General features: G+C 66.5%; 20 protein-coding genes. 14 read left to right on the forward strand and 6 right to left on the reverse strand.

What is annotated here, in order from left to right; translation table 11 throughout:
• Positions 1–150: 150 nt before the first annotated feature.
• The gene (locus ACMG4O_RS00545) at positions 151–2688 is read left to right on the forward strand and encodes a penicillin-binding protein 1A (RefSeq protein ID WP_370203056.1); all 2538 of its coding nucleotides are present in this window, start codon (positions 151–153) and stop codon (positions 2686–2688) included.
• A gap of 84 nt (positions 2689–2772) precedes the next feature.
• On the opposite strand, the gene ACMG4O_RS00550 is transcribed toward ACMG4O_RS00545, so the two are convergent.
• Both ACMG4O_RS00550 and rpmE read right to left on the reverse strand, forming a co-directional pair.
• Positions 2773–4047 (reverse strand): malic enzyme-like NAD(P)-binding protein, encoded by a 1275-nt coding sequence (locus ACMG4O_RS00550; protein WP_414434171.1) that lies wholly within the window; start codon positions 4045–4047, stop codon positions 2773–2775.
• A gap of 131 nt (positions 4048–4178) precedes the next feature.
• On the reverse strand, positions 4179–4400 hold the full coding sequence (rpmE, locus tag ACMG4O_RS00555; RefSeq protein WP_067612876.1) for a 50S ribosomal protein L31: 222 nt from the start codon (positions 4398–4400) through the stop codon (positions 4179–4181).
• Positions 4401–4542: 142 nt separating this feature from the next.
• Here rpmE and ACMG4O_RS00560 point away from each other — a divergent pair, with 142 nt between their 5' ends.
• The 13 genes from ACMG4O_RS00560 to tatC all read left to right on the forward strand — a co-directional run bounded on the left by ACMG4O_RS00560 (position 4543) and on the right by tatC (position 16852).
• Positions 4543–6744 (forward strand): primosomal protein N', encoded by a 2202-nt coding sequence (locus ACMG4O_RS00560; RefSeq protein WP_286875256.1) that lies wholly within the window; start codon positions 4543–4545, stop codon positions 6742–6744.
• A gap of 74 nt (positions 6745–6818) precedes the next feature.
• Complete coding sequence (gene argS / locus ACMG4O_RS00565) at positions 6819–8585, forward strand: arginine--tRNA ligase (RefSeq protein WP_142948253.1); 1767 nt, start codon at positions 6819–6821, stop codon at positions 8583–8585.
• Positions 8585–9211: an SPOR domain-containing protein gene (locus ACMG4O_RS00570; RefSeq protein WP_142948252.1), complete on the forward strand. Its 627-nt coding sequence runs from the start codon at positions 8585–8587 to the stop codon at positions 9209–9211. The genes argS and ACMG4O_RS00570 overlap by 1 nt, the downstream gene beginning before the upstream one ends.
• Before the next feature lie 78 nt (positions 9212–9289).
• On the forward strand, positions 9290–9826 hold the full coding sequence (hslV, locus tag ACMG4O_RS00575; protein WP_194854943.1) for an ATP-dependent protease subunit HslV: 537 nt from the start codon (positions 9290–9292) through the stop codon (positions 9824–9826).
• Positions 9826–11157: an ATP-dependent protease ATPase subunit HslU gene (hslU, locus tag ACMG4O_RS00580; RefSeq protein ID WP_370203050.1), complete on the forward strand. Its 1332-nt coding sequence runs from the start codon at positions 9826–9828 to the stop codon at positions 11155–11157. The genes hslV and hslU overlap by 1 nt, the downstream gene beginning before the upstream one ends.
• Positions 11158–11361: 204 nt before the next feature.
• Positions 11362–12069: an FFLEELY motif protein gene (locus ACMG4O_RS00585; RefSeq protein WP_414434172.1), complete on the forward strand. Its 708-nt coding sequence runs from the start codon at positions 11362–11364 to the stop codon at positions 12067–12069.
• Positions 12062–12820: a bifunctional demethylmenaquinone methyltransferase/2-methoxy-6-polyprenyl-1,4-benzoquinol methylase UbiE gene (ubiE, locus tag ACMG4O_RS00590; protein ID WP_142948248.1), complete on the forward strand. Its 759-nt coding sequence runs from the start codon at positions 12062–12064 to the stop codon at positions 12818–12820. The genes ACMG4O_RS00585 and ubiE overlap by 8 nt, the downstream gene beginning before the upstream one ends.
• Complete coding sequence (locus tag ACMG4O_RS00595) at positions 12820–13446, forward strand: ubiquinone biosynthesis accessory factor UbiJ (RefSeq protein ID WP_142948247.1); 627 nt, start codon at positions 12820–12822, stop codon at positions 13444–13446. The genes ubiE and ACMG4O_RS00595 overlap by 1 nt, the downstream gene beginning before the upstream one ends.
• Entirely contained in the window at positions 13446–15062 is a 1617-nt protein-coding gene (locus ACMG4O_RS00600; RefSeq protein WP_142948246.1) for an AarF/UbiB family protein, read from the forward strand. The genes ACMG4O_RS00595 and ACMG4O_RS00600 overlap by 1 nt, the downstream gene beginning before the upstream one ends.
• A gap of 62 nt (positions 15063–15124) precedes the next feature.
• The gene (locus ACMG4O_RS00605; protein WP_414434173.1) at positions 15125–15463 is read left to right on the forward strand and encodes a phosphoribosyl-ATP diphosphatase; all 339 of its coding nucleotides are present in this window, start codon (positions 15125–15127) and stop codon (positions 15461–15463) included.
• A 2-nt stretch (positions 15464–15465) separates the two neighbouring features.
• Positions 15466–15693, forward strand: a complete 228-nt coding sequence (gene tatA, locus ACMG4O_RS00610; protein WP_414434174.1) for a Sec-independent protein translocase subunit TatA — start codon at positions 15466–15468, stop codon at positions 15691–15693.
• 21 nt (positions 15694–15714) lie between these two features.
• A complete protein-coding gene (gene tatB / locus ACMG4O_RS00615; protein WP_414434175.1) occupies positions 15715–16077 on the forward strand; it encodes a Sec-independent protein translocase protein TatB in 363 nt (120 codons plus the stop codon).
• Positions 16070–16852, forward strand: coding sequence for a twin-arginine translocase subunit TatC (gene tatC, locus ACMG4O_RS00620; RefSeq protein ID WP_370202329.1), 783 nt, complete (start codon positions 16070–16072; stop codon positions 16850–16852). Before tatB ends, tatC begins: the two co-directional genes overlap by 8 nt.
• Here tatC and ACMG4O_RS00625 read toward each other — a convergent pair.
• The 4 genes from ACMG4O_RS00625 to dtd all read right to left on the reverse strand — a co-directional run bounded on the left by ACMG4O_RS00625 (position 16840) and on the right by dtd (position 20698).
• Complete coding sequence (locus ACMG4O_RS00625) at positions 16840–17790, reverse strand: alpha/beta hydrolase (RefSeq protein ID WP_414434176.1); 951 nt, start codon at positions 17788–17790, stop codon at positions 16840–16842. The two genes, tatC and ACMG4O_RS00625, sit on opposite strands and share 13 nt — an antisense overlap.
• A complete protein-coding gene (locus ACMG4O_RS00630; RefSeq protein WP_370202325.1) occupies positions 17775–19595 on the reverse strand; it encodes a DUF4105 domain-containing protein in 1821 nt (606 codons plus the stop codon). The genes ACMG4O_RS00625 and ACMG4O_RS00630 overlap by 16 nt, the downstream gene beginning before the upstream one ends.
• A 68-nt stretch (positions 19596–19663) precedes the next feature.
• Positions 19664–20143 (reverse strand): DUF3015 domain-containing protein, encoded by a 480-nt coding sequence (locus ACMG4O_RS00635; protein ID WP_194854951.1) that lies wholly within the window; start codon positions 20141–20143, stop codon positions 19664–19666.
• 117 nt (positions 20144–20260) lie between these two features.
• Entirely contained in the window at positions 20261–20698 is a 438-nt protein-coding gene (gene dtd, locus ACMG4O_RS00640; RefSeq protein ID WP_370202324.1) for a D-aminoacyl-tRNA deacylase, read from the reverse strand.
• Between the last annotated feature and the right edge of the window lie 86 nt (positions 20699–20784).

Raw genomic sequence — 20784 nt, forward strand, 5'->3', positions numbered from 1 at the left:
TATATACTTACGTGATTCTTATGCCTAATCACTTTAGGAGTAAGTAATAACAGAACAGATATTAGATCACAACAACCTTTCCACCGTATAATGACCTGCTTCACGGGTCTGCTAGCCCTTTCTTCTGATCGCCACAGCAGTTGCCACTTTATGCGCTCTACCGTCGTCTGGATCCGCTCCCTCGTTCTCCTCGCCCTGGCCGGTGCCGGCGGCGCTCTTCTGGTCCTCGCCGCCTGCTACTTATACCTCGCGCCTCAGTTGCCCGCCGCCGGAGCGATCCGCGAGGTGGAGTATCAGATCCCGCTGCGTATCTACACCAGCGATCACAAACTGATCGCCGAGTACGGTGAGAAACGCCGCGAGCCGATCACCTATGAGGAGGTGCCCGAACCGTTCATCCAGGCGGTGCTGGCCGCCGAGGACGAGCGCTTCTTCGAGCACCCCGGGGTCGACCCCAAGGGCCTGCTGCGCGCCGCCGTGGAGCTGCTGCGCTACCAGGAGATCCGCTCCGGCGGCTCGACCATCACCATGCAGGTGGCGCGTAACTTCTTCCTCGACCGGGAGCAGCGCTTCCTGCGCAAGTTCAACGAGATCGTGCTGGCGATCCAGATCGAACGGATCCTCGAGAAGGAGGAGATCCTCGAGCTGTATCTGAACAAGATTTACCTGGGCCACCGCGCCTACGGCGCGGAAGCCGCCGCCCAGGTCTATTACGGCGAATCGATCAAGGACCTGTCGCTGCCCCAGTGGGCGATGATCGCCGGCCTGCCCAAGGCGCCCTCGGCCTATAACCCGATCACCAACCCGGAGCGGGCCCGCCAGCGCCGCAACTGGATCCTGTTCCGCATGGAAGAGACCGGCGCCATCGACAGCGAGCAACGCAAGCAGGCCCAGGCCGCGCCCGTCACCGCCCGCTATCACGCCGCCCGGCCCGAGGTGGAAGGCGCCTACATGGGCGAGGTCGCCCGGGTGCTGGCGGAGGATCTGGTGGAGCCGGACCTGTACACCGAGGGCCTGCGCATCATCACCACCCTCAACAGCAAACGCCAGAACGCCGCCGTCACCGCCCTCCGCCAGGGTCTGCACGCCTACGACGAACGGCACGGCTGGCGCGGCCCGCTGGCGCGCATCGACGCCGGCGACCTGCCGGAACTGGGCTGGCCCGCCGAGCGGGACACCGAGGCCGCCCCCGACACCGATCAGCCGGAGCCGGAAATGGCCCAGGAGAAAGAGCCGGACCTGCTCGACGAACTCGACGAGGACCTGGCCGCCTGGGTGGAACAGTTCAAGGACCAGGCCGATTTCGGCCCGCTGCGCACCGCCGCGGTGACCGCCGTGCGGGATCGCCAGGCGGCGGCACTGCTGCGCGACGGCAAGCAGGTGGTGCTGGACTGGGACGCCATCCGCTGGGCGCGGCCGGCCCTCAATAAAGGCTACGTGGGCGAAGCGCCGCAAACCGCCGCCGACGTGCTGGCCCCCGGCGACGTGGTCTACGTGCGCCCGGACGGCGGCGGCGAGGACGACCCCAGCTGGCGTCTGGCGCAGTTGCCGGTGGCGCAGTCCGCGCTGATCTCGCTGAACCCGGACACCGGCGCCGTGGAAGCGATGCAGGGCGGCTACAGCTTCTATGCGTCCAAGTTCAACCGCGCGCTGCAGGCCCGCCGCCAGGCCGGCTCGGTGTTCAAACCCTTCATCTACACCGCCGCCCTGGAAAGCGGCTTCACCCCGGCCACCATTATTAATGACGCGCCGCTGGTGTTCGACGACGACAAACTCAAGGACGCCTGGCGCCCGACCGGCGCCAGCGACCGCTTCTACGGCCCGACCCGGCTGCGCGAAGCGCTCTACCGCTCGCTCAACCTGGTGTCGATCCGCATCCTGCGCCAGGTCGGCATCAGCCAGGCCATGAACACCCTGGACCGGTTCGGGCTGCCCACCAAACGCTTCCAGCGCGACCTGTCGTTGGCGCTGGGCAGCGCCTCGGTGACACCGCTGGAGATCGCCCGCGCCTACTCGGTGTTCGCCAACGGCGGCTACCGGGTGGACCCCTGGTTCATCGAGCGCATCGAGGACAAGGACGGCAAGGTGCTCTGGAAGGCCCCGCGGGTGGAGCGCTGTGAAGCCCCCTGCGCGGTGGTCACCGCCGACAGCGAGGTCGCCGCGGAGCCGGAAACCGACGAAGACGGCAAACCGATCCAGCCACCGCCGACCATGGCGCCCCGGGTGATCGACGAAAACACCGCCTGGCTGATGCATTCCATCCTCCAGGACGTGGTCAAGCGCGGCACCGGCAGCGACGCCCGTCGCTTGGGCCGTTCGGACCTGGCCGGCAAGACCGGCACCACCAATGACCAGGTGGACGCCTGGTTCTCCGGCTATTCACCGGAGCTGGTGGCCACCGTGTGGGTGGGTTTCGACAACCCGGCTTCCCTGGGTAACGGCGAGTACGGCGGCCGCGCCGCCCTGCCCACCTGGATCGACTACATGGGCGTGGCCCTGGAAGGGGTCGAAGAGGTCCAGCCGCCGCAGCCGCCGGGCGTGGTGTCGGTGCGCATCGACCCGGACAGCGGCCTGCAGGCCCGCCCGGAGAACGAGGCCGCGATCTTCGAATACTTCCGCGAGGACAATGTGCCGGAGCTGGAAGCGCCGCACAGCGGCGACGGCCGCTCGCCGGAACAGATCTTCTAGGCGGCGGAGGCCGCTCCCACAGAAGCATAAAAAAGGGCCGGCAATGCCGGCCCTTTTCGATTGGCGCTTAGCGAGCGGTCCGCTTTACAGCTCGGGGAAGATATCGTCGAGCGAATTGAGCGGGTAGTGGGACGGGTAACCCTTGCGGGCCACGCCGGATTCCACCGCCGCGTTGGCCACCGCCGCCGACACCCGGCCCAGCAGGCGCGGGTCGTTGGGCTTGGGAATAATGTATTCCGGCCCGAAGTTGAGCGGCTCGCCGCCGTAGGCGTCCAGCACTTCCTTGGGCGGCGCTTCGCGCACCAGCTCGGCGATGGCGTGCACCGCCGCCAGCTTCATCTCCTCGTTGATCGAGGTGGAGCGCACGTCCAGGGCACCGCGGAACATGTACGGGAAGCACAGCACGTTGTTCACCTGGTTCGGGTAGTCCGAACGGCCGGTGGCGATGATGGCGTCGGAGCGCACTGATTTGGCCACTTCCGGGCGGATCTCCGGGTCCGGGTTGGCGAGCGCGAAGATGATCGGCTTGTCGGCCATCTTCTTGACCATCTCCGGCGTCAGCATGTCCGGGCCGGAGACACCGATGAACACATCGGCGCCTTCCACGGCATCGTCCAGGGTGCGCTTGTCGGTGTCGTTGGCGAGCGCCGCCTTGTACTGGTTGAGGTCGTCGCGGCGGCTGTGGATCACGCCCTTGCGGTCGAGCACCAGGATGTTTTCCTTGCGCGCGCCCATCTCGATCAGCAGCCGCACGGAGGCGACACCGGCGGCACCGGCGCCCACGCACACCACTTTGATGTCCTGGATGCGCTTCTTCTGGATCTCCAGCGCGTTGAGCAGGCCGGCGCCCACCACGATGGCGGTGCCGTGCTGGTCGTCGTGGAACACCGGCACGTCGCACAGTTCCTTGAGCACGCGCTCGATCTCGAAGCATTCCGGCGCGCGGATGTCTTCCAGATTGATGCCGCCGAAGGTGCGGTGGATGCGCACCACGGTATCGATGAAGGCCTGCGGGTCCTCGGCGTCCACTTCGATATCGAAGACGTCGATGCCGGCGAACAGCTTGAACAGGATGCCCTTGCCTTCCATCACCGGCTTGGACGCCAGCGCGCCCAGATTGCCCAGGCCAAGGATCGCGGTACCGTCGCTGATCACCGCCACCAAGTTGCCCTTGGAGGTGAAACGATAGGCCAGTTCCGGTTCCCGGGCGATTTCACGCACGGGCTCCGCCACGCCGGGGCTGTAAGCCAGGCTGAGGTCGCGGCTGGTCTTGGCCGGTTTGGTCACCTCAACGCTGATCTTCCCCGGACGCGGTTTGGCGTGATATTCCAGGGCCGCCTTTTTTAAATCCTCGGACATGGTGGTCTCCGCTTCCCGCTCTGGGACAAAGCCAGTCTAGGCTGATAAAAGAGTATGACGCGTGATTCCGAACGCAAAAAGCACCCTGGCGGGTGCTTTTTGCAGGCAAGAAACAGTGGAAGCAGACTCGCTTACTTTTTCTTGCCTGAGCTGATCACGCCGAAACGTTGCTTGAACTTGTCGACCTGGCCACCGCTCTCGGCCTGCTTCTGCTTGCCGGTGTAGAACGGGTGGCACTGCGAGCACACGTCCACCTCGAAAGAGCCGCCACGAGTGGAACGGGTTTCGATCACATTCCCGCAGCTGCAGGTAATGGACACGTCCTGGTAATCGGGATGAATCTCTGATTTCATAGCAAAGCTCCTTCAGGTGTCGCCACCCGAACCTGCGCTGGACTGCGCTCTGTCGGGCACCACACTTGCTTGCGCCGGGCAAAAGTGAGCGCGAATCATAACAGCTTGACACCGATGCGCAAGAGATAAACCGGAACCTTCCGTGCCTTCTGAGTCCATCATACAGGTCGCCCTGCCGGTGCCCCTGCCGGGATGCTTCGACTACCGCCTGCCGGCGGGATCGCCGACGCCGCCCCGAGGCGCCCGCGTGCAGGTGCCGTTCGGCCGCCGCACCCTGGTGGGGCTGGTCCACGGCCACCAGCCCAGCCAGTTCGCCAAACTCAAGAACGTGCAGCGCGTCCTCGACCAGGAAGCGGTCATCGACGAGGCGCTCTATACCCTTTGTGAGCGGGCCGCCCGCTACTACCACCACCCGCTCGGCGAAGTGCTGGGGTTCGTGCTGCCGGCGCTGCTGCGCCAGGGCCAGCCGGCGCTGGCCGGCGGCGAGGTGCGCTGGCGGCTCACCGACCGTGGCCACCACGTCAGCGACGACCGCCTGACCCGCGCACCCCGCCAGCTACAGGCGCTCACCGTATTAAAGGAACACCCGGACGGCCTGACCCCGGCGATGCTGGAGGCGCTGTCGGTCTCCAAATCGGCGCTGCAGGCCCTGCGCGACAAGGAGTGGGTGGAACGGGTGGAGCTGCAACCGGAGGCCGCCGGCACCCCCGCCGAAGTGCTCGCCGAGCCGGCCCTGGCCGCCAACCCGGAACAGCGCGCCGCCATCCACGCCATCGTCGAGGCCCAGGGCTTCCAGCCGTTCCTGCTCGACGGCGTCACCGGCAGCGGCAAGACCGAGGTCTACCTGCAGGCCATGGCACCGGTGCTGGCCGCCGGCAAACAGGTGCTGATGCTGGTGCCGGAGATCGGCCTGACGCCCCAGACCCTGCGCCGCTTCCGCCAGCGCTTCGCGGTGCCGGTGACGGTGCTGCACTCCGGGCTCACCGACCGCGAGCGCCTGGACGCCTGGGTGGCCGCCCGGGACGGCCGGGCGCGCATTATCATCGGCACCCGCTCGGCGGTGTTCACGCCGCTCGCCCACCCGGGGCTGATCATCGTCGACGAAACCCACGACGCCTCCCTGAAACAGCAGGACGGCTTCCGCTACCACGCCCGCGACCTGGCCACCTGGCGCGCCCAGCAACTGGCGGTGCCGGTGGTGCACGGCAGCGCCACCCCGGCGCTGGAGACCCTGCACCTGGCCCGCACCGGCCGCTACCACTGGCTGCGCCTGACGCGCCGCGCCGGCGACGCGGGCGCGCCGCCCATCGAGCTGCTCGACGCCCGCGACACCACCCCGGACCGGCCGCTGCTGCCCACCGCCCTCAAGGCGATCCGCGACACCCTGGCGCGCGGCGAGCAGGCGCTGGTGTTCCTCAACCGGCGCGGCTTCGCCCCGGTGATTCTGTGCCGGGACTGCGGCTGGCAGGACGAATGCCCGCGCTGCGACAGCCTGATGACCTGGCACCGCAGCGAACAGCAACTGCGCTGCCACCATTGCGGCCACCAGCACCGGGTGCCGCAGCGCTGCGGCGACTGCGGCTCCACCAACCTCACCGACGCCGGCGCCGGCACCGAAAAACTGGAAGCGCTGCTGGAAAAGGAGTGCGAGCAGGTCAAAGGCGGCGCGCCGGTGGTGCGCATCGACCGCGACACCACCCGCCGCAAGGGCAGCCTGGACGCCAAGCTGGCGCAGATCCAGAAAGGCGAGCCGGCGGTGCTGGTGGGCACGCAGATGCTCGCCAAGGGCCACCATTTCCCGCGCCTGAGCCTGGCGGTGATCACCAATATGGACGCCGGCTTCCTGAGCGCCGACTTCCGCGGCCCGGAGCAGGCCGCCCAGCTGCTGCTGCAGGTGGCCGGCCGCAGCGGCCGCCAGGACCGCCCCGGGCGGGTGCTGATGCAGAGCCGCCACACCGACCACAACCTGGTGCAGCTGGCTGCCGCCGGCGACTATCAGGCGCTCGCCAATACCCTGCTGGAAGAGCGGCGCGGCGCCGGCTGGCCGCCGTTCGGCCACCTCGCCCTGCTGCGCTGCGAGGCGATGACCATGGCCCAGGCGCTCACCTTCCTGGACGAGTGCGCCGCCGGGCTGCCGGCGCTGGACAACGTCCACGTGCTGGGGCCGGTGCCGGCGCCGATGGAGAAGCGCGCCGGCCGCTACCGCGCCCAGCTGCTGCTGCAAAGCAACCAGCGCCCGGCCCTGCACGGCCTGCTCGATGCGCTGATGGAACACGCCCGCGCCCTGCCTTCCGGGCGCCGCTGCCGCTGGCACCTGGACGTGGACCCGATCGACCTATTGTGAACGGGGCCTAGGGGGCGGCATTCCCTTTCCGATTGCCGTACAATCGCCCGTCCATCCAATGGCCGCGATGAAGCATGAAAGACCGCCTGATACCCCTGATCGAACACGCTCTGGACACCCTGCGCGACAACGGCACCCTGCCCGGCGATGCCCGGCCTCCAGTGCAGATTGATCGCACCAAGGACAAAAGCCACGGCGACTTCGCCACCAACATCGCCCTGATGCTGGCCAAGCCCGCCGGGCTCAAGCCCCGCGACCTGGCCCAGTCGCTGATTGAGGCGCTGCCCGACGACCCGGCGGTGGCCAAGGTGGAAATCGCCGGCCCCGGGTTCATCAATTTCTTCCAGGCGGCCCAATGGCTGAACGGCCAGTTGGAAGCGGCGCTCGACGATCCTTACCTGGCGGTGCCGCGCCCGCAGCACGCGCAGACCGTGGTGGTGGACTACTCCTCGCCCAACCTGGCCAAGGAAATGCACGTGGGCCACCTGCGCTCCACCATCATCGGTGACGCCGTGGTGCGCACGCTTTCCTTCCTGGGCCATAAGGTGGTGCCGCAGAATCACGTCGGCGACTGGGGCACCCAGTTCGGCATGCTGCTCGCCTACCTGGAAGAGCAGAAAGACCAGGAGAGCGGCGAGCAGCTCAACCGGGAACTGGGCGATCTGGAGAACTTCTACCGCGCCGCCAAGCAGCGCTTCGACGAGTCACCGGAGTTCGCCGACCGGGCCCGGGCGCTGGTGGTCAAACTGCAGTCCGGCGACGATTACTGCCTGTCCCTGTGGCGCGAGTTCAACCAGGTGTCTCTGAGCCATTGCGACGCGGTCTACCGCCGCCTGGGCGTCACCCTGGGCCCCGACGACGTGCGTGGCGAAAGCGCCTACAACGACGACCTGGCCCGGGTGGTCGCCGACCTCGACAAGGCCGGCCTGCTCACCGAGGACCAGGGCGCCCAGTGCGTGTTCCTGGACGAGTTCAAAAACAAGGACGGCGACCCGCTGCCGGTGATCGTGCGCAAGGCGGACGGCGGCTACCTGTACGCCACCACCGACCTGGCGGCGCTGCGCTACCGTGCCGGCACCCTGGGCGCCGACCGCATCCTCTATTTCGTCGACCAGCGCCAGGCGCTGCATTTCCAGCAGATTTTCACCGTCGCCCGGCGCGCCGGCTTCGTCGGCGAAGGCGTGGACCTGGCGCATATGGGCTTCGGCACCATGAACGGTCCGGACGGCCGCCCCTTCAAGACCCGCGACGGCGGCACCGTGAAACTGATCGACCTGCTCGACGAAGCGGAGCAGCGCGCCTATGACCTGGTGCGCTCGAAGAACGCGGATCTGGAAGACGGCGAGCTGCGCGACATCGCCCGCTCGGTGGGCATCGGCGCGGTCAAATACGCCGACCTGAGCAAGAACCGCAGCAGCGACTACATCTTCGATTTCAATCAGATGCTCAGCTTCGACGGCAACACCGCGCCCTATTTGCTGTACGCCTACACCCGGGTGGTGAGCGTGTTCCGCAAGGCCGGGCTGGCGCTGGACCAGGTGCAGAGCCAGGTGAGCGGCGATTTTCAGCTTGAGCACGACGCGGAGCAGGCGCTGGCCGCCCGCCTGGTGCAGTTCGGCGAAGTGATCGGCCAGGTGGCCGACAAGGGCCAGCCGCACTTTTTGTGCGCCTACCTGTACGATCTCGCCGGCCTGTTTTCCGCCTTCTATGAGCACTGCCCGATTCTCGCCGTGGACGACCCGGCGATCCGCGCCAGCCGCCTGAAACTGGCGGCGCTCACCGCGCGCACCCTGTCACGGGGCCTGGCGCTGTTGGGCCTGACACCCCTGGAGCGTATGTAATGGCGAAGAACACCTCGCGCCGTGGCGCCAGTCGCGGCGGCTCGAAAAAGCAGTCGCGCCAGGTACCCGGCTGGGTCTGGCTGTTCACCGGCGTCATCGGCGGCCTGTTCGTGGCGTTTCTGGTCCATCTCGCCCAGGTGCAGATGGAACAGGGCCGCACCGGCGGCGGTGACCGCACCGCGGTCGAGAAACCGCAACCCGAGGAAAAAGACAGCGACGGCGCCGCCAAGGACGACCAGCCCAAGTTCGACTTCTACGCGGTGCTGCCGAAGATGGAAGTGATCGTGCCCAAGGGCGAAGGCGACGAGCAGGAAGCCAGCCGGGGCGGCGGTGACGATACCGCCGAAGGCGAAAAGACCGCCGACAAGCCGGTGGCCGGACGCCACGACAAGCGCTTCCTGCTGCAGGCCGGCAGCTTCCGCAACGAGAAGGACGCCGACCGGCGCCGCGCGGAGCTGATCCTCAAGGGTTACCAGGCGCGCATTCAACCGGTGGACATGGACAACGGCGATACCTGGCACCGGGTGATGATCGGCCCCTATGACAACATCAACACGCTGCACCGCGCCCAGGACAAACTGGCGGCCAACGGCGTGGAGACTCTGCCGATTCAGTTGAAAGACTAACAGGCGTCTGAAAACCCGCGCTTGAAAACCTCCTGCCCCACCCGCACATCCTGTTCAAATCAGGATAAGGAGGTTTCCGTGGAGCAATATCACGGCACGACCATCGTCTCGGTCCGACGCGGCAATAACGTCGTGATCGGCGGCGACGGCCAGGTAACGCTGGGCAATACCATCATGAAGGGCAACGCGCGCAAAGTGCGCCGCCTCTACCACGGCAAGGTGATCGCCGGTTTCGCCGGCGGCACCGCCGACGCCTTCACGCTGTTCGAACGCTTCGAAGCCCAGCTGGAAAAACATCAGGGCCACCTGGTGCGCGCCGCCGTGGAGCTGGCCAAGGACTGGCGCACCGACCGCGCCCTGCGCCGCCTGGAAGCGCTGCTCGCCGTGGCGGACAAGGAAAACTCCCTGATCATCACCGGTAACGGCGACGTGGTGGAGCCCGAAGAGGGGCTGATCGCGATCGGCTCCGGCGGCCCGTTCGCGCAATCCGCCGCCAGCGCCCTGCTGCACAATACCGACCTGCCGGCCCGCGACGTGGTGGCGCAAAGCCTGAAAATCGCCGGCGACATCTGCATCTACACCAACCAGAATCACACCTTTGAGGAGATCGAATAGTGTCCTCCTTGTCTCCCCGTGACATCGTCAGCGAACTCAACCGGCACATCGTCGGCCAGGAAAACGCCAAGAAGGCGGTGGCCCTGGCCCTGCGCAACCGCTGGCGGCGCATGCAGCTGCCGGAAGAGATGCGCGCCGAAGTGGCGCCCAAGAACATCCTTATGATCGGCCCCACCGGCGTCGGTAAAACCGAAATCGCGCGGCGCCTGGCGAAACTGGCCGACGCGCCCTTCCTGAAGATCGAAGCCACCAAGTTCACCGAGGTGGGCTATGTGGGCCGGGACGTGGAATCCATCATCCGCGATCTGATGGAAGTGGCGATCAAATTGCTGCGCGAAAAGGAAATGGCCCGCGTGCGGCACAAGGCGGAAGACGCCGCCGAGGACCGGGTGCTCGACGCCCTGCTGCCCAACGCCCGCGGCGAGCAGGCCGACAATGATTCCAACACCCGCCAGATCTTTCGCAAAAAACTGCGCGAAGGCGAACTGGACGACAAGGAAATCGAAGTCGAAGTCAGCGCCAACCCGCAGGGCGTGGAGATCATGGCGCCGCCAGGCATGGAAGAAATGACCAGCCAGCTGCAGCAGATGTTCTCGCGCATGGGCGGCAGCGGCCGCAAGAAATCGCAGAAGCTGAAAGTGCGCGAAGCGCTGCGCCTGCTGCGTGACGAGGAAGCGGCCCGCTTCGTCAACGAAGACGAGCTCAAGGTGCAGGCCATCGACGTGGTGGAAAACCACGGCATCGTCTTTATCGATGAGCTGGACAAGGTGGCCAAGCGCTCCGAGACCGGCGGCACCGACGTGTCCCGCGAAGGCGTGCAGCGCGACTTGCTGCCGCTGATCGAAGGCTCCACGGTGAGCACCAAGTACGGCATGGTGCGCACCGACCACATTCTGTTCATCGCCTCCGGCGCCTTCCACCTGGCGAAGCCCAGCGACCTGATCCCGGAACTGCAGGGCCGCCTGCCGATCCGCGTCGAGCTGAGCGCGCTCACCCCCGAGGAGTTCGAGCGCATCCTCACCGAGCCCAAATGCTCGCTCACCGAGCAGTACCGGGCCCTGCTCGCCACCGAGGGGCTCAACCTGGAACTCACCGACGACTGCATCCGCCGGATCGCGGAAGTGGCCTGGCAGGTCAACGAGCGCACCGAGAACATCGGCGCCCGCCGCCTGCACACGGTGATGGAGAAGCTGCTCGAGGAAATCAGCTACGACGCCGACGACCTGGCCACCCAGTACCACGACAAGCCGCTGGTGCTGGACGCCGAAGCCGTCGATCGTTACCTCGGCGAACTGGCCTCCGACGAAGACCTCAGCCGCTACATCCTCTAGCGGCGAAAAAAACCTTGTGCGAGCGGGCCTGTGGGAGCGGGCCCCGCCCGCGAAAGGGAGCGAAGCTCCCGGCAGGATCCCAGAGACCTACCCAAGCACGCTACCAATAAGCCCTCTGGTATCCTGCCGGCCGGCTTTGCCGGCCTTTCGCGGGCAAGGCCCGCTCCTACAATTCTGCTATCATCGCCCGCCGGAGGATCCGTCATGAACGCCGGCGAGCAACTGCAAAATCATCTGGAACGTTTCTTCGCGCTGCGCCAGCACGGCGATGATGCGCTGTTCCTGGCCCGCCTGGGCCGGGTGCAGGCGTTCCAGCGCCAGCGCCTGATGGACACCCACCAGGCGTTGCTCGAGGACCCGGCGCTGCGCCCCGGCGTCACCTTCCTGCTCGACGACGTCTACGGCGGCCGCGACCTGCTGCCGGTGGCGCGCGAGATCCGTCGCGCCCTGCCCAAGGCCATGCGCCTGCTGCCGGAAAAAGTGATGGCCACCTCCGCCGACGCGCTGGAAGCGGCGATCATCACCCAGGAGCTGGACGAAGCCCTGGTCGGCGTGCTCGGCGAGCGCCTCGATTTGCCGCTGGACGACCACGCCTACGGCGAGGGCTACCGGGCCGCCGGCCACCCCGAACAGCGCCGCCGGCAACTGCAACTGGTGGCCGGTTTAGGGCATCATATCGACCGCTATGTGCGCTCGCGGATGGTGCAGACCACCTTCCGGCTGGTGCGCCGCCCGGCCCATGCGGCGGGCTTCGCGAACCTGTATGATTTCATGGATCGCAGTTTCCGTGTGATGAAACCGGTACCCAGCGTGGGCCGCCTTCTCGAGCGCATCGCCGCCCGTGAAGCGCGCATCATGGACCGGCTGTTCGACCGGCATCCCGCTCCCTTCAAGGACGTCCCCAATGAGTAACAACGACGACAACAAGGTCACCCACTTCGGCTATCAACAGGTGCCCTGGCAGGAAAAACAGCAGCGGGTGGCGGGCGTGTTCCGGTCGGTGGCGGCCAAGTACGACGTCATGAACGACCTGATCTCCATGGGCAGCCACCGGGTGCTCAAGCGCATGACCCTGGAGCTGGCCGGCGTGCGCCCGGGTCAGAAGGTACTGGACCTGGCCGGCGGCACCGGCGACCTGGCGATCAAGTTTTCCCGCCTGGTGGGCGACAGCGGCCAGGTGGTGCTGGCCGACATCAACGACGCCATGCTGGCGGTGGGCCGCGACCGGCTGATCGACGCCGGCTGCGGCCACAATACCCAGGTCGCCCAGGTCAACGGCGAATGCCTGCCGTTCGAGGACAACAGCTTCCACTGCATCACCATCGCCTTCGGCCTGCGCAACATCACCGACAAGGACGCCGCCCTGCGCTCCATGCTGCGGGTGCTCAAGCCCGGCGGCCGGCTGCTGGTGCTGGAGTTTTCCCACCCGGTGCACAAGCCGCTGTCCAAGCTTTACGACCTCTACTCCTTCGCGGTCTGGCCGCGGCTGGGCAAGCTGGTGGTCAACGATTCCGAAAGCTACCGCTATCTCGCCGAATCGATCCGCATGCACCCGGATCAGGACACCCTGAAGGGCATGATGACCGAAGCCGGTTTTCAGCGTAGCGAATACTTCAACATGCTGGGCGGCATCGTCGCCCTGCACCGGGGGTTCAAGGTCTGATGCGCGAGCCCGGTCTTATTTCCACCACCGCCATTGCCAGCGTGGAGCGCGCCATCAACGCGGCGCTGCGCTCCGACCCGGCCACCGCCGCGCGGCTCAGCCGCCACGCCGGCCGTCTGCTGGCGGTGCATTTGACGCTGCCGCCGCTGCGCCTCTATGCGTTGATCGTCGAGGAAGGCGTGGAGCTTTACCTGCGCAGTGACGCCGAACCGGACGTGAGCGTCACCGGCAACCCGGTGGATCTGGCCGCCCTGCTGCTCGACTGGCGCCGCCAGCCCAATGTGATCGGCGGCGCCCTGCGCGTGGAAGGTAACCGGGAACTGCTGCAGGACGTGCGCGACCTGGCCGCCGACCTGGACCTGGATTGGGGCGCCCTGCTGGAACCGGTGATCGGCGGCGAGATGGCCCAGCAGCTGGACCAGGGCGCGCGGCGCCTGTTCGGCTGGGCCCGCCAGGCGTTCGACCGCCTCGGCCACCAGATGGGTGACTACATCGGCGGCGAGTCCGGCCTGCTGGCGCTGCGCCGCGACGTCTACGAGTTCTACCAGGACGTGGACGAGCTGCGCGGCGACGTGGACCGGCTGGACGCCCGGATACAACGCCTGAAAGGGAGCCCGCGCCCCTGATGCCGCCGATCAGCCGCCTGCTGGTGGTCGCCCATGTGGCGTGCCGCTACCGCCTGTTATCCCTGCTGCCGCCCCACCCGGCCCGACCGTTTCTGGTGCTGCTGCAGTATCTGGTGCCCTCCAGCTGGCTGGGCACCGGCCAACTCACTGAGGGCGAGCGCCTGAAGCTGGCGCTGGAGCGCCTGGGCCCGATTTTCATCAAGTTCGGCCAGCTGATGGCCACCCGCCGGGACATGCTGCCGCCGGAATGGACCGAGGCCCTGGCGCACCTGCAGGACCGGGTGGCGCCGTTCGACGGCGCCCAGGCCCGGCGGCTGGTGGAGGCCAGCCTGCCGCGTCCGCTGGACGAGGTCTTCGAGCATTTCGACGACACGCCGCTGGCCTCCGCCTCGGTGGCCCAGGTGCACCCCGCCACCCTGCTCGAAGGCGGCCAGGTGGTGGTCAAGGTGCTGCGCCCGGGCGTCGAGCAGCGCGTGGAGCGCGACCTCAAGGTGATGGGCTTCGGCGCCCGGCTGCTGGAAGCGCTGTGGGCGGACTCGCGCTACTTCCACCCGCGCAAGGTGGTGCACGACTATCAGACCGTGATCCGCGCCGAGCTGGACCTGGAGCGCGAAGCAAGCAACAGCGAGGCCATGCGCCGGCACTTCCTGTTCAGCCCGCTGCTGTACATCCCCGCCGTGCACCTGGCGCTGTCATCGCGCCGGGTGATGGTGTCCGACCGCATTCACGGCATCCCGGTCAACGACATCGAAGCGATCCGCGCCGCCGGCATCGACCCGCGCGTGCTCGCCGAACGCGGCGTGGAGATCTTCTTCGCCCAGGTGTTCCGGCATAACTTCTTCCACGCCGACATGCACCCGGGCAACATCTTCGTGAATCCGGAGCACCCGGAGTCACCGCAGTACATGGCGGTGGACTGCGCCATCGCCGGGCGCCTCTCCAAGCAGGACCTGAACGTGCTGGGCCGCATGGTACTGGCGGTGATGCGCGAGGATTACCCCGGCCTGGTGGACCAGGTGATCCGCGCCGGCTGGGCGCGCGGGCCGGTGGACCGTCACCGCTTCGAGCAGGCGGTCACCGAGATCATCGCGCCGGTGCGCGGCGCCGACCTGGAGAGCATGGAGTTCGCGCCGCTGGTGCTGCGCCTGTTCGACCTGGCCCGGGACTACCACATCGAAGCGCCGGTGCAGTACATCCTGCTGATGAAGACCCTGGTGCACATCGAGGGCCTGGGGCGCAGCATCTACCCGCGGCTGGACATCTGGACCGTGGGCCGGCCGCTGCTGGAAGCCTGGATGATGGAGGAGTACGGCCCCGCCGCCACCGCCAACAAGCTGCGCAACCGGCTGCCGGAGTGGGCGGCGCAGCTCCCGGACATGCCGGAGCTGCTGCGCGACGGCCTGGAGAGCCTGCGCCACCAGCCCCAGCAACAGCGGGAAATGGCGCACTACTTTGAAACCGGCCTGCGCCGCCACCGGCACAAGATGCTGGGCGGCCTGGGCGGCCTGGGCCTGGCCGCGCTGGCGGCGGTGGACGCCCTGCACGGCGCCGGCCAGTGGGCCTGGCCGATGGCCGCCGGCGCCCTGGTACTGCTGGCCTGGGCCTGCCGGCGCTAGTCATGTCCACGTTAGGGTCTGGCGCCGGCCGGTGCTAAACTGGCGCTGTATTTGGAGACACCATGTCCGATATCCTCAACCAGCTTCACCAGGTCCTGGAACAGCGCAAAGGCGCCGCGCCGGATTCGTCCTATGTGGCCAGCCTGTACGATAAGGGCCTGAACAAGATTCTCGAGAAGGTCGGCGAGGAAGCGGTGGAAACCCTGCTCGCCGCCCGCGACACCGACGCCGGCGGAGACCCCAAGGCGCTGATCAGCGAAACCGCCGACCTGTGGTTTCATTCGCTGATCATGCTGGCCCACCTGGGGCTCGGTCCGGACCAGGTCCTGGCAGAGCTGGAGCAACGCTTCGGCCTGTCCGGCCATGACGAAAAAGCCGCTCGTAGCGAGCGAGGAGACTAACCATGTTTTCCGGTATCAGTATCTGGCAACTGCTCATTATCCTGGCCATCGTGGTGCTGCTGTTCGGCACCAAGAAACTGCGCAACATCGGTAACGATCTGGGCGGCGCGGTCAAAGGCTTCAAGGATTCAGTCAAGGACGGCGAGGACGGGCAGAACAGCAAGCGCCTGGCCGACGACGACAGCGATAAGCACACCAGCAAGCAGGAAAAACACAAGGACCAGGCCTGATACGCCACGGAGCAGCGGCCCATGTTTGATATCGGCTTTTCCGAACTGGCGTTGATTTCCATCATCGGTCTGGTGGTGCTGGGCCCCGAGCGTCTGCCCAAGGCGGCGCGCACGGTAGGCTATTGGGTCGGCCGGGCGCGCTCCACCTTCAACCATCTGCGCAACGAGCTGGAGCGCGAAGCGCTGAACCAGGACATGCGAGACCGCATGGAAAAGCAAATGCGGGAAATGGGCCTGGACGAGGACAGCATCCGCGAGGCCCGCGACAGCCTGCTGTCACCGGACGAAGTGGCCCGCGCGCGGCGCCGCCCGGAAACCCTCGACCAGCCCGACAACCAGGACAACGGCCAGACGCCGGAGGCCGAGAAGAAACCGAATGAGTGAAGAGCGCCGCGACGACCAACGCCCCGATGACACCCCGCAAACCCTGGTCAGCCATCTGCTCGAACTGCGCAATCGCCTGCTGAAAACCCTGGTGGTGGTGCTGGTGATCTTCCTCGGGTTGTTCTACTTTTCCCGCGATCTCTACACCCTGGTGGCGCGCCCGCTGATGGACGCCATGCCGGAAGGCACCAACATGATCGCCACCGGCGTGGCGTCGCCGTTCCTGGCGCCGTTCAAGCTGACGCTCTACCTGAGCATCTTCGTGGCGATGCCGTTTATTCTGCACCAGGCCTGGGCCTTCGTGGCGCCGGGCCTGTACCGCCACGAGAAAAAGCTGGCGGTGCCGCTGCTGGCCAGCAGCGTGCTGCTGTTCTACGGCGGCGCGGCCTTCGCCTACTTCGTGGTCTTCCCGCTGATGTTCCAGTTCTTCACCACCATCGCCCCGGAAGGCGTGGCGGTGACCACGGACATCAGCAGCTATCTGGATTTCGTGCTGGCGCTGTTCCTCGCCTTCGGTGTCGCCTTCGAGCTGCCCATCGCCATCGTGCTGATGGTGGCCACCGGCATCACCACGGTGGAAAAGCTGGCCGCCTCACGGGCCTATGTGGTGGTGGCGTGCTTCGTGATCGGCATGATGCTGACGCCACCGGACATCATTAGCCAGACCCTGCTGGCGGTGCCCATGTGGCTGCTGTTCGAGATCGGCCTGGTGTTCGGGCGCATGGTGCGCCGCCAGCAACTGGACCGGGAACAGGACACCCCTCAGAACCGGTAGCCCGACGCCGGCGTGGCCCGGGCCTCGACACCGGGCTCCGAGACCGGGGCCGGCGCCTGCTCCGGCTCGGCCGGGGCGGAAGCCGGCGCCGGCGCCGCGGGACGCGCCGCGCATTCGTTATTCTGCATGAACGCCACCAGCCGATCGCGGACCGCCGGATCGCGAACGCTCTGGGTATGCCCGCCCTTCAGGGGCTGAAACGTCTTGGGGGGCCGGGCCGCCGCGTAGAGGCGGCGACCCTGCTGGTAAGGCACCACCGGATCCTCCTTGCTGTGCAGGATCAACAAAGGCCGGGGCGCCAGCTCCGCCACCTGGCGCTCGGGGTCGTTGGCGCGGGCCGGCAAGGTGGGCAGTACCATCCAGCGCAGTGGCCAGAGCAGCCAGCTGCGCGCCATCACGTCCGAGGCCACGTCGCGGTAGCTGGCGAACGGCGCCTCCAGCATCACGCAATCGACAAAGCCGTCGTTACGTTCACGGGCCAGCACCCCGGTGGCCATGGCGCCGCCCAGGCTTTGCCCGAACAGCACCAGCGGGGCGCCCTCCAGGCGGCGCGATTGCGCCAGCCAGTCCAGCCCTAGCTGAATATCGGCCTGGGCGCCCTCCAGATCCGGATCCCCCTCGGACAAGCCGTAACCCCGGTAGTCGAGCAGGAAGACGTTATATCCCCGCTCCGGCAACCAGTGCACATTCATCAGATGGGTGCTGATGTTCTGGGCATTGCCGTGCAGGAAATAAACCGTCCCGCGGGCGGTGCCCCGGGCGGGCAGCCACCAGCCGTGGATACGCAGGCCGTCGGGGTGTATCAGCACCACGTCTTCATAGTCGAGGCCCTGGCGGGCCGGGTTCTGGACCCAGGGCTCCATGGGGTAGAAGAACAGGCTGCTGCAACCCTGGAGAAGCAAGGCCAGACAAACGGCCGGAATCAGTCGAAATACCATCGCCACTGTACTTTGAATTCGGTTTCGCCGTCGCCGCGCCAACCCTCGCGCTCCAGTGAGGCGCGCAGGCCGTGCTCACGGGCCAGGGCATACTGTACCGCCAAGGTGGAACGGTGGCGGTACACGTCATTACTGAAATAGTGGCCGGCACTGCTCACCTGCCACTGCCAGCGACCGGCATGATACAGCATCCCGGCTTCGGCGCCGCCGCCGGGCGTGATCAGGGGGCCGAAATCACTGTTGTTCTCCGCCCGAACGCTGGCCAGCAGATAGGGCTGCCAGGGTCCGCTGCGCCAGCTGCCGCCGGCGCCGCCCTGCACATAACGGGTCAGCCGCCGCCGTCCGGCCCAGGCCCGTTCCAGGCCGCCCTCCACATACCAGCTCAGCGGCTTGGAGAAGCGGCCGCGCGGCGACAGCGAGCGAACGCTCACCAGGTCCAGCTCTTCAAGCCGGGCGGCGCCGGATTCGGTGCTGCGCAGGGTGATGCCCAGGCCCTGGATCTGGGCGCCGTCCAGAAAGCCACGGCGGTTGTCCAAAAGGTCGTGGTAGGTAAGCCGGTAACTGACTTCACCGAAGTCGTCACTGCCCCGCTGGCCGCCGGACGCCGCCAGCATCTGCGACCCGTGGCCGGATTCCGGCGGCGCTTTATCCGGCAGCTCCGGGTCCTCCACCGAGGGCAGCCGGTTGACCAGCGTCAGCAACGCGAAGGAACGGCCGGCGATGTCCTCGGTGCGTGCCGCCTTGCGGTTAACGAAGCGCACGTAGCTGTAGGCGGTACGCGCCATCATCGCCTGCCGTCGGGGCGGCCGCGACTGAAAGGCGTCACTCTCCGCCACCGCCGGGTCCGCCGCCAGGCGCCGGGCCAGCGCCTGCTCCTGGTCGTCGAGCCGGTCACGCAAAGCGGCCAGCTCCACTTCCTTGGAGGGCCGGTAGTGGCGCTCCGTCACCAGGCCGCGCTGATCCAGCGCGCGCACCGTATTCACCGGCAGCTCGGCGAAACGCAGCTCATCCAGCAGCCCGCTTTGCGGACGCGCCACCTGAATCAGCTCGAGCAGGCGGAAAGAGCAGTTCTCGTCGAAGAAGTAGTAGTCGAAGTTAATATCCTTCAGCTCCCAGAGGTGGTCGATCATCCAATCGATCTGGCTCTGGTCCAGCTTCAGGGTGTACTCCCAGATATCCCGGCTCTCCATGTTCGAGTACTGCTGGATCTTCTGAACATAGGGCACCAGGTTGAAGCGGCCCGGATAGCCGCCCGCCAGCCCCCGGTAAATATAGAACAGCGAGTTATCCTGCTCGGTGGTCACGGCGCCGAAGTTGATCGCCCAGGACAGCCACACGGCGCCGTCGTCATCGCCCTGGTCCAGCCGCAGCAGGGTGTGACCGAACATTGAGGATGGGCTGTTCAAATAGGAGGCGGGAAAAACCAGCACCGCGCGCTTGGCGTGCACCGAGCGGCGCCACTCCTGATACTCCGCGCAATGGGCGAACGGCTCCGCTTCCCGCCAACCGAGTGCTTCGGCGACGAAACGGTAGCGGGCGGGAAAGCGGCAACGGGCCGGGGAGGCTTCCTGCTTCAGCGCCTCCACCGTGGACGCCAGCTCCGAGACCGGATTGGCGGCGCCGTCGGCGGCCAGGAAAAAGTCCGCGTCATCCACATAGCTGCGCTGGCGGTCGCGCAGGGTGGCGCCGGGGTTGATATGCAAAAGCGCCTGCCAGCGTGGCTGTTGTGCAAGCTGTTCCAGGTCCCGGGCCTGGGCGACGGTTGTGCAAAACAATACCAGGACGCACAGCAAGGCGGCACGCATGCGAATTCCATCTTCAGGTGGGGACTTAAAACCCGCCTCCGGACGGAGGCGGGCTCATGGGGCAGTTTTTATACGTACTTAGCCAGTTTTTGATCGTTCTGCATGACGGCGGTGATCTGCTGCATCACTTCACCGGCACTGACGTCCTGACGGGGAAAGATGGACGCGAAGTTTTCGTGCATCACGCTGTTAAAATAAGCGCGGTCGTCACCGGAAACGCCGATGGAAACGGACAGCGCGGTCAGGGCTTCGCCCTCGCCGGTGGCCATGTCCTGAGCCACTTCTTCCAGCACGCCGTTCATGCTGAGCAGGCTTTCGCCGCTGTAGGTCAGCGCACCGTTGGTGTCACAACCGTTGGTACCACTGGTCATACCGAAGGTGGCGTTACCGGAGGTGCCGTTAACGATGGTAGCCAGCAGGTGTACCGGCATGCCGGACTTGCCTTCAAAAATCAGGTTACCCCAACCACAGCCGGGACCACCCGGAGCGACGGCTTGAGCGGAAACGGAAGCGCCCAGCAGCGCTGCTGCCAACAATACTTTTTTCATAAATATCTCCATTTATTTACGCTTTCTGGTTGCGCCCCCATGCGGTTTCCCCCGGGAGCTTAAAATTCATCATAAAGCAGGGTCACGTCTTTGCAACATAAGGGGACAGCAACGGCGTCACAGATTGATAAGGAAGGTTACCGGCCCGTCGTTGACCAGGCTCACCTGCATATCGGCGCCGAATTCCCCCTCGGCGACCGGCAGCCCCGTATCACGCAGGCCGGCGGCCAGCGCATCGCACAGGCGCCGAGCCTCCTGAGGCTCCGCGGCCCGGGAAAAACTGGGCCGCAGGCCTTTCCCGGTGTCCGCCGCCAGGGTGAACTGCGACACCAGCAGCACCGAGCCGCCGACATCGCGCACGCTGCGGTTCATCCTGCCCTGCTCATCGGCGAACATCCGGTAGCCGGCGATCCGGCCGGCCATCCGTTCCACGCTGGCGTCGTCATCGCCACGCTCCATGCCCACGAACGCCAGAAGCCCGGAATCGATCGCGCCGACCACCCGGCCGGAAACCCGCACTTCCGCCGACGTTACCCGCTGCAATAAAACTCTCACCCGGCCTCCTTAATTTGCACGCCTTGAACCCGATCGCCGGGCCATCATTGCCCGTCCGTTATGGGCGCACCATAATCGGTTCTGGT

The sequence above is a fragment of the Alloalcanivorax venustensis genome (assembly GCF_047495515.1).
Classification (GTDB): Bacteria; Pseudomonadota; Gammaproteobacteria; order Pseudomonadales; family Alcanivoracaceae; genus Alloalcanivorax; species Alloalcanivorax venustensis.

Excerpts from the sequence above, each read along its gene's own strand:
- argS (WP_142948253.1), top strand. The coding sequence starts at position 6,819 with ATGAAAGACCGCCTGATACCCCTGATCGAACACGCTCTGGACACCCTG.
- rpmE (WP_067612876.1), bottom strand. The coding sequence starts at position 4,400 with ATGAAATCAGAGATTCATCCCGATTACCAGGACGTGTCCATTACCTGC.
- ACMG4O_RS00585 (WP_414434172.1), top strand. The coding sequence starts at position 11,362 with ATGAACGCCGGCGAGCAACTGCAAAATCATCTGGAACGTTTCTTCGCG.
- tatA (WP_414434174.1), top strand. The coding sequence starts at position 15,466 with ATGTTTTCCGGTATCAGTATCTGGCAACTGCTCATTATCCTGGCCATC.
- tatC (WP_370202329.1), top strand. The coding sequence starts at position 16,070 with ATGAGTGAAGAGCGCCGCGACGACCAACGCCCCGATGACACCCCGCAA.
- ACMG4O_RS00625 (WP_414434176.1), bottom strand. The coding sequence starts at position 17,790 with ATGGTATTTCGACTGATTCCGGCCGTTTGTCTGGCCTTGCTTCTCCAG.
- ACMG4O_RS00595 (WP_142948247.1), top strand. The coding sequence starts at position 12,820 with ATGCGCGAGCCCGGTCTTATTTCCACCACCGCCATTGCCAGCGTGGAG.
- ACMG4O_RS00600 (WP_142948246.1), top strand. The coding sequence starts at position 13,446 with ATGCCGCCGATCAGCCGCCTGCTGGTGGTCGCCCATGTGGCGTGCCGC.
- tatB (WP_414434175.1), top strand. The coding sequence starts at position 15,715 with ATGTTTGATATCGGCTTTTCCGAACTGGCGTTGATTTCCATCATCGGT.
- ACMG4O_RS00550 (WP_414434171.1), bottom strand. The coding sequence starts at position 4,047 with ATGTCCGAGGATTTAAAAAAGGCGGCCCTGGAATATCACGCCAAACCG.
- ACMG4O_RS00570 (WP_142948252.1), top strand. The coding sequence starts at position 8,585 with ATGGCGAAGAACACCTCGCGCCGTGGCGCCAGTCGCGGCGGCTCGAAA.
- ACMG4O_RS00605 (WP_414434173.1), top strand. The coding sequence starts at position 15,125 with ATGTCCGATATCCTCAACCAGCTTCACCAGGTCCTGGAACAGCGCAAA.
- ACMG4O_RS00635 (WP_194854951.1), bottom strand. The coding sequence starts at position 20,143 with ATGAAAAAAGTATTGTTGGCAGCAGCGCTGCTGGGCGCTTCCGTTTCC.
- ACMG4O_RS00545 (WP_370203056.1), top strand. The coding sequence starts at position 151 with ATGCGCTCTACCGTCGTCTGGATCCGCTCCCTCGTTCTCCTCGCCCTG.
- ACMG4O_RS00630 (WP_370202325.1), bottom strand. The coding sequence starts at position 19,595 with ATGCGTGCCGCCTTGCTGTGCGTCCTGGTATTGTTTTGCACAACCGTC.
- ubiE (WP_142948248.1), top strand. The coding sequence starts at position 12,062 with ATGAGTAACAACGACGACAACAAGGTCACCCACTTCGGCTATCAACAG.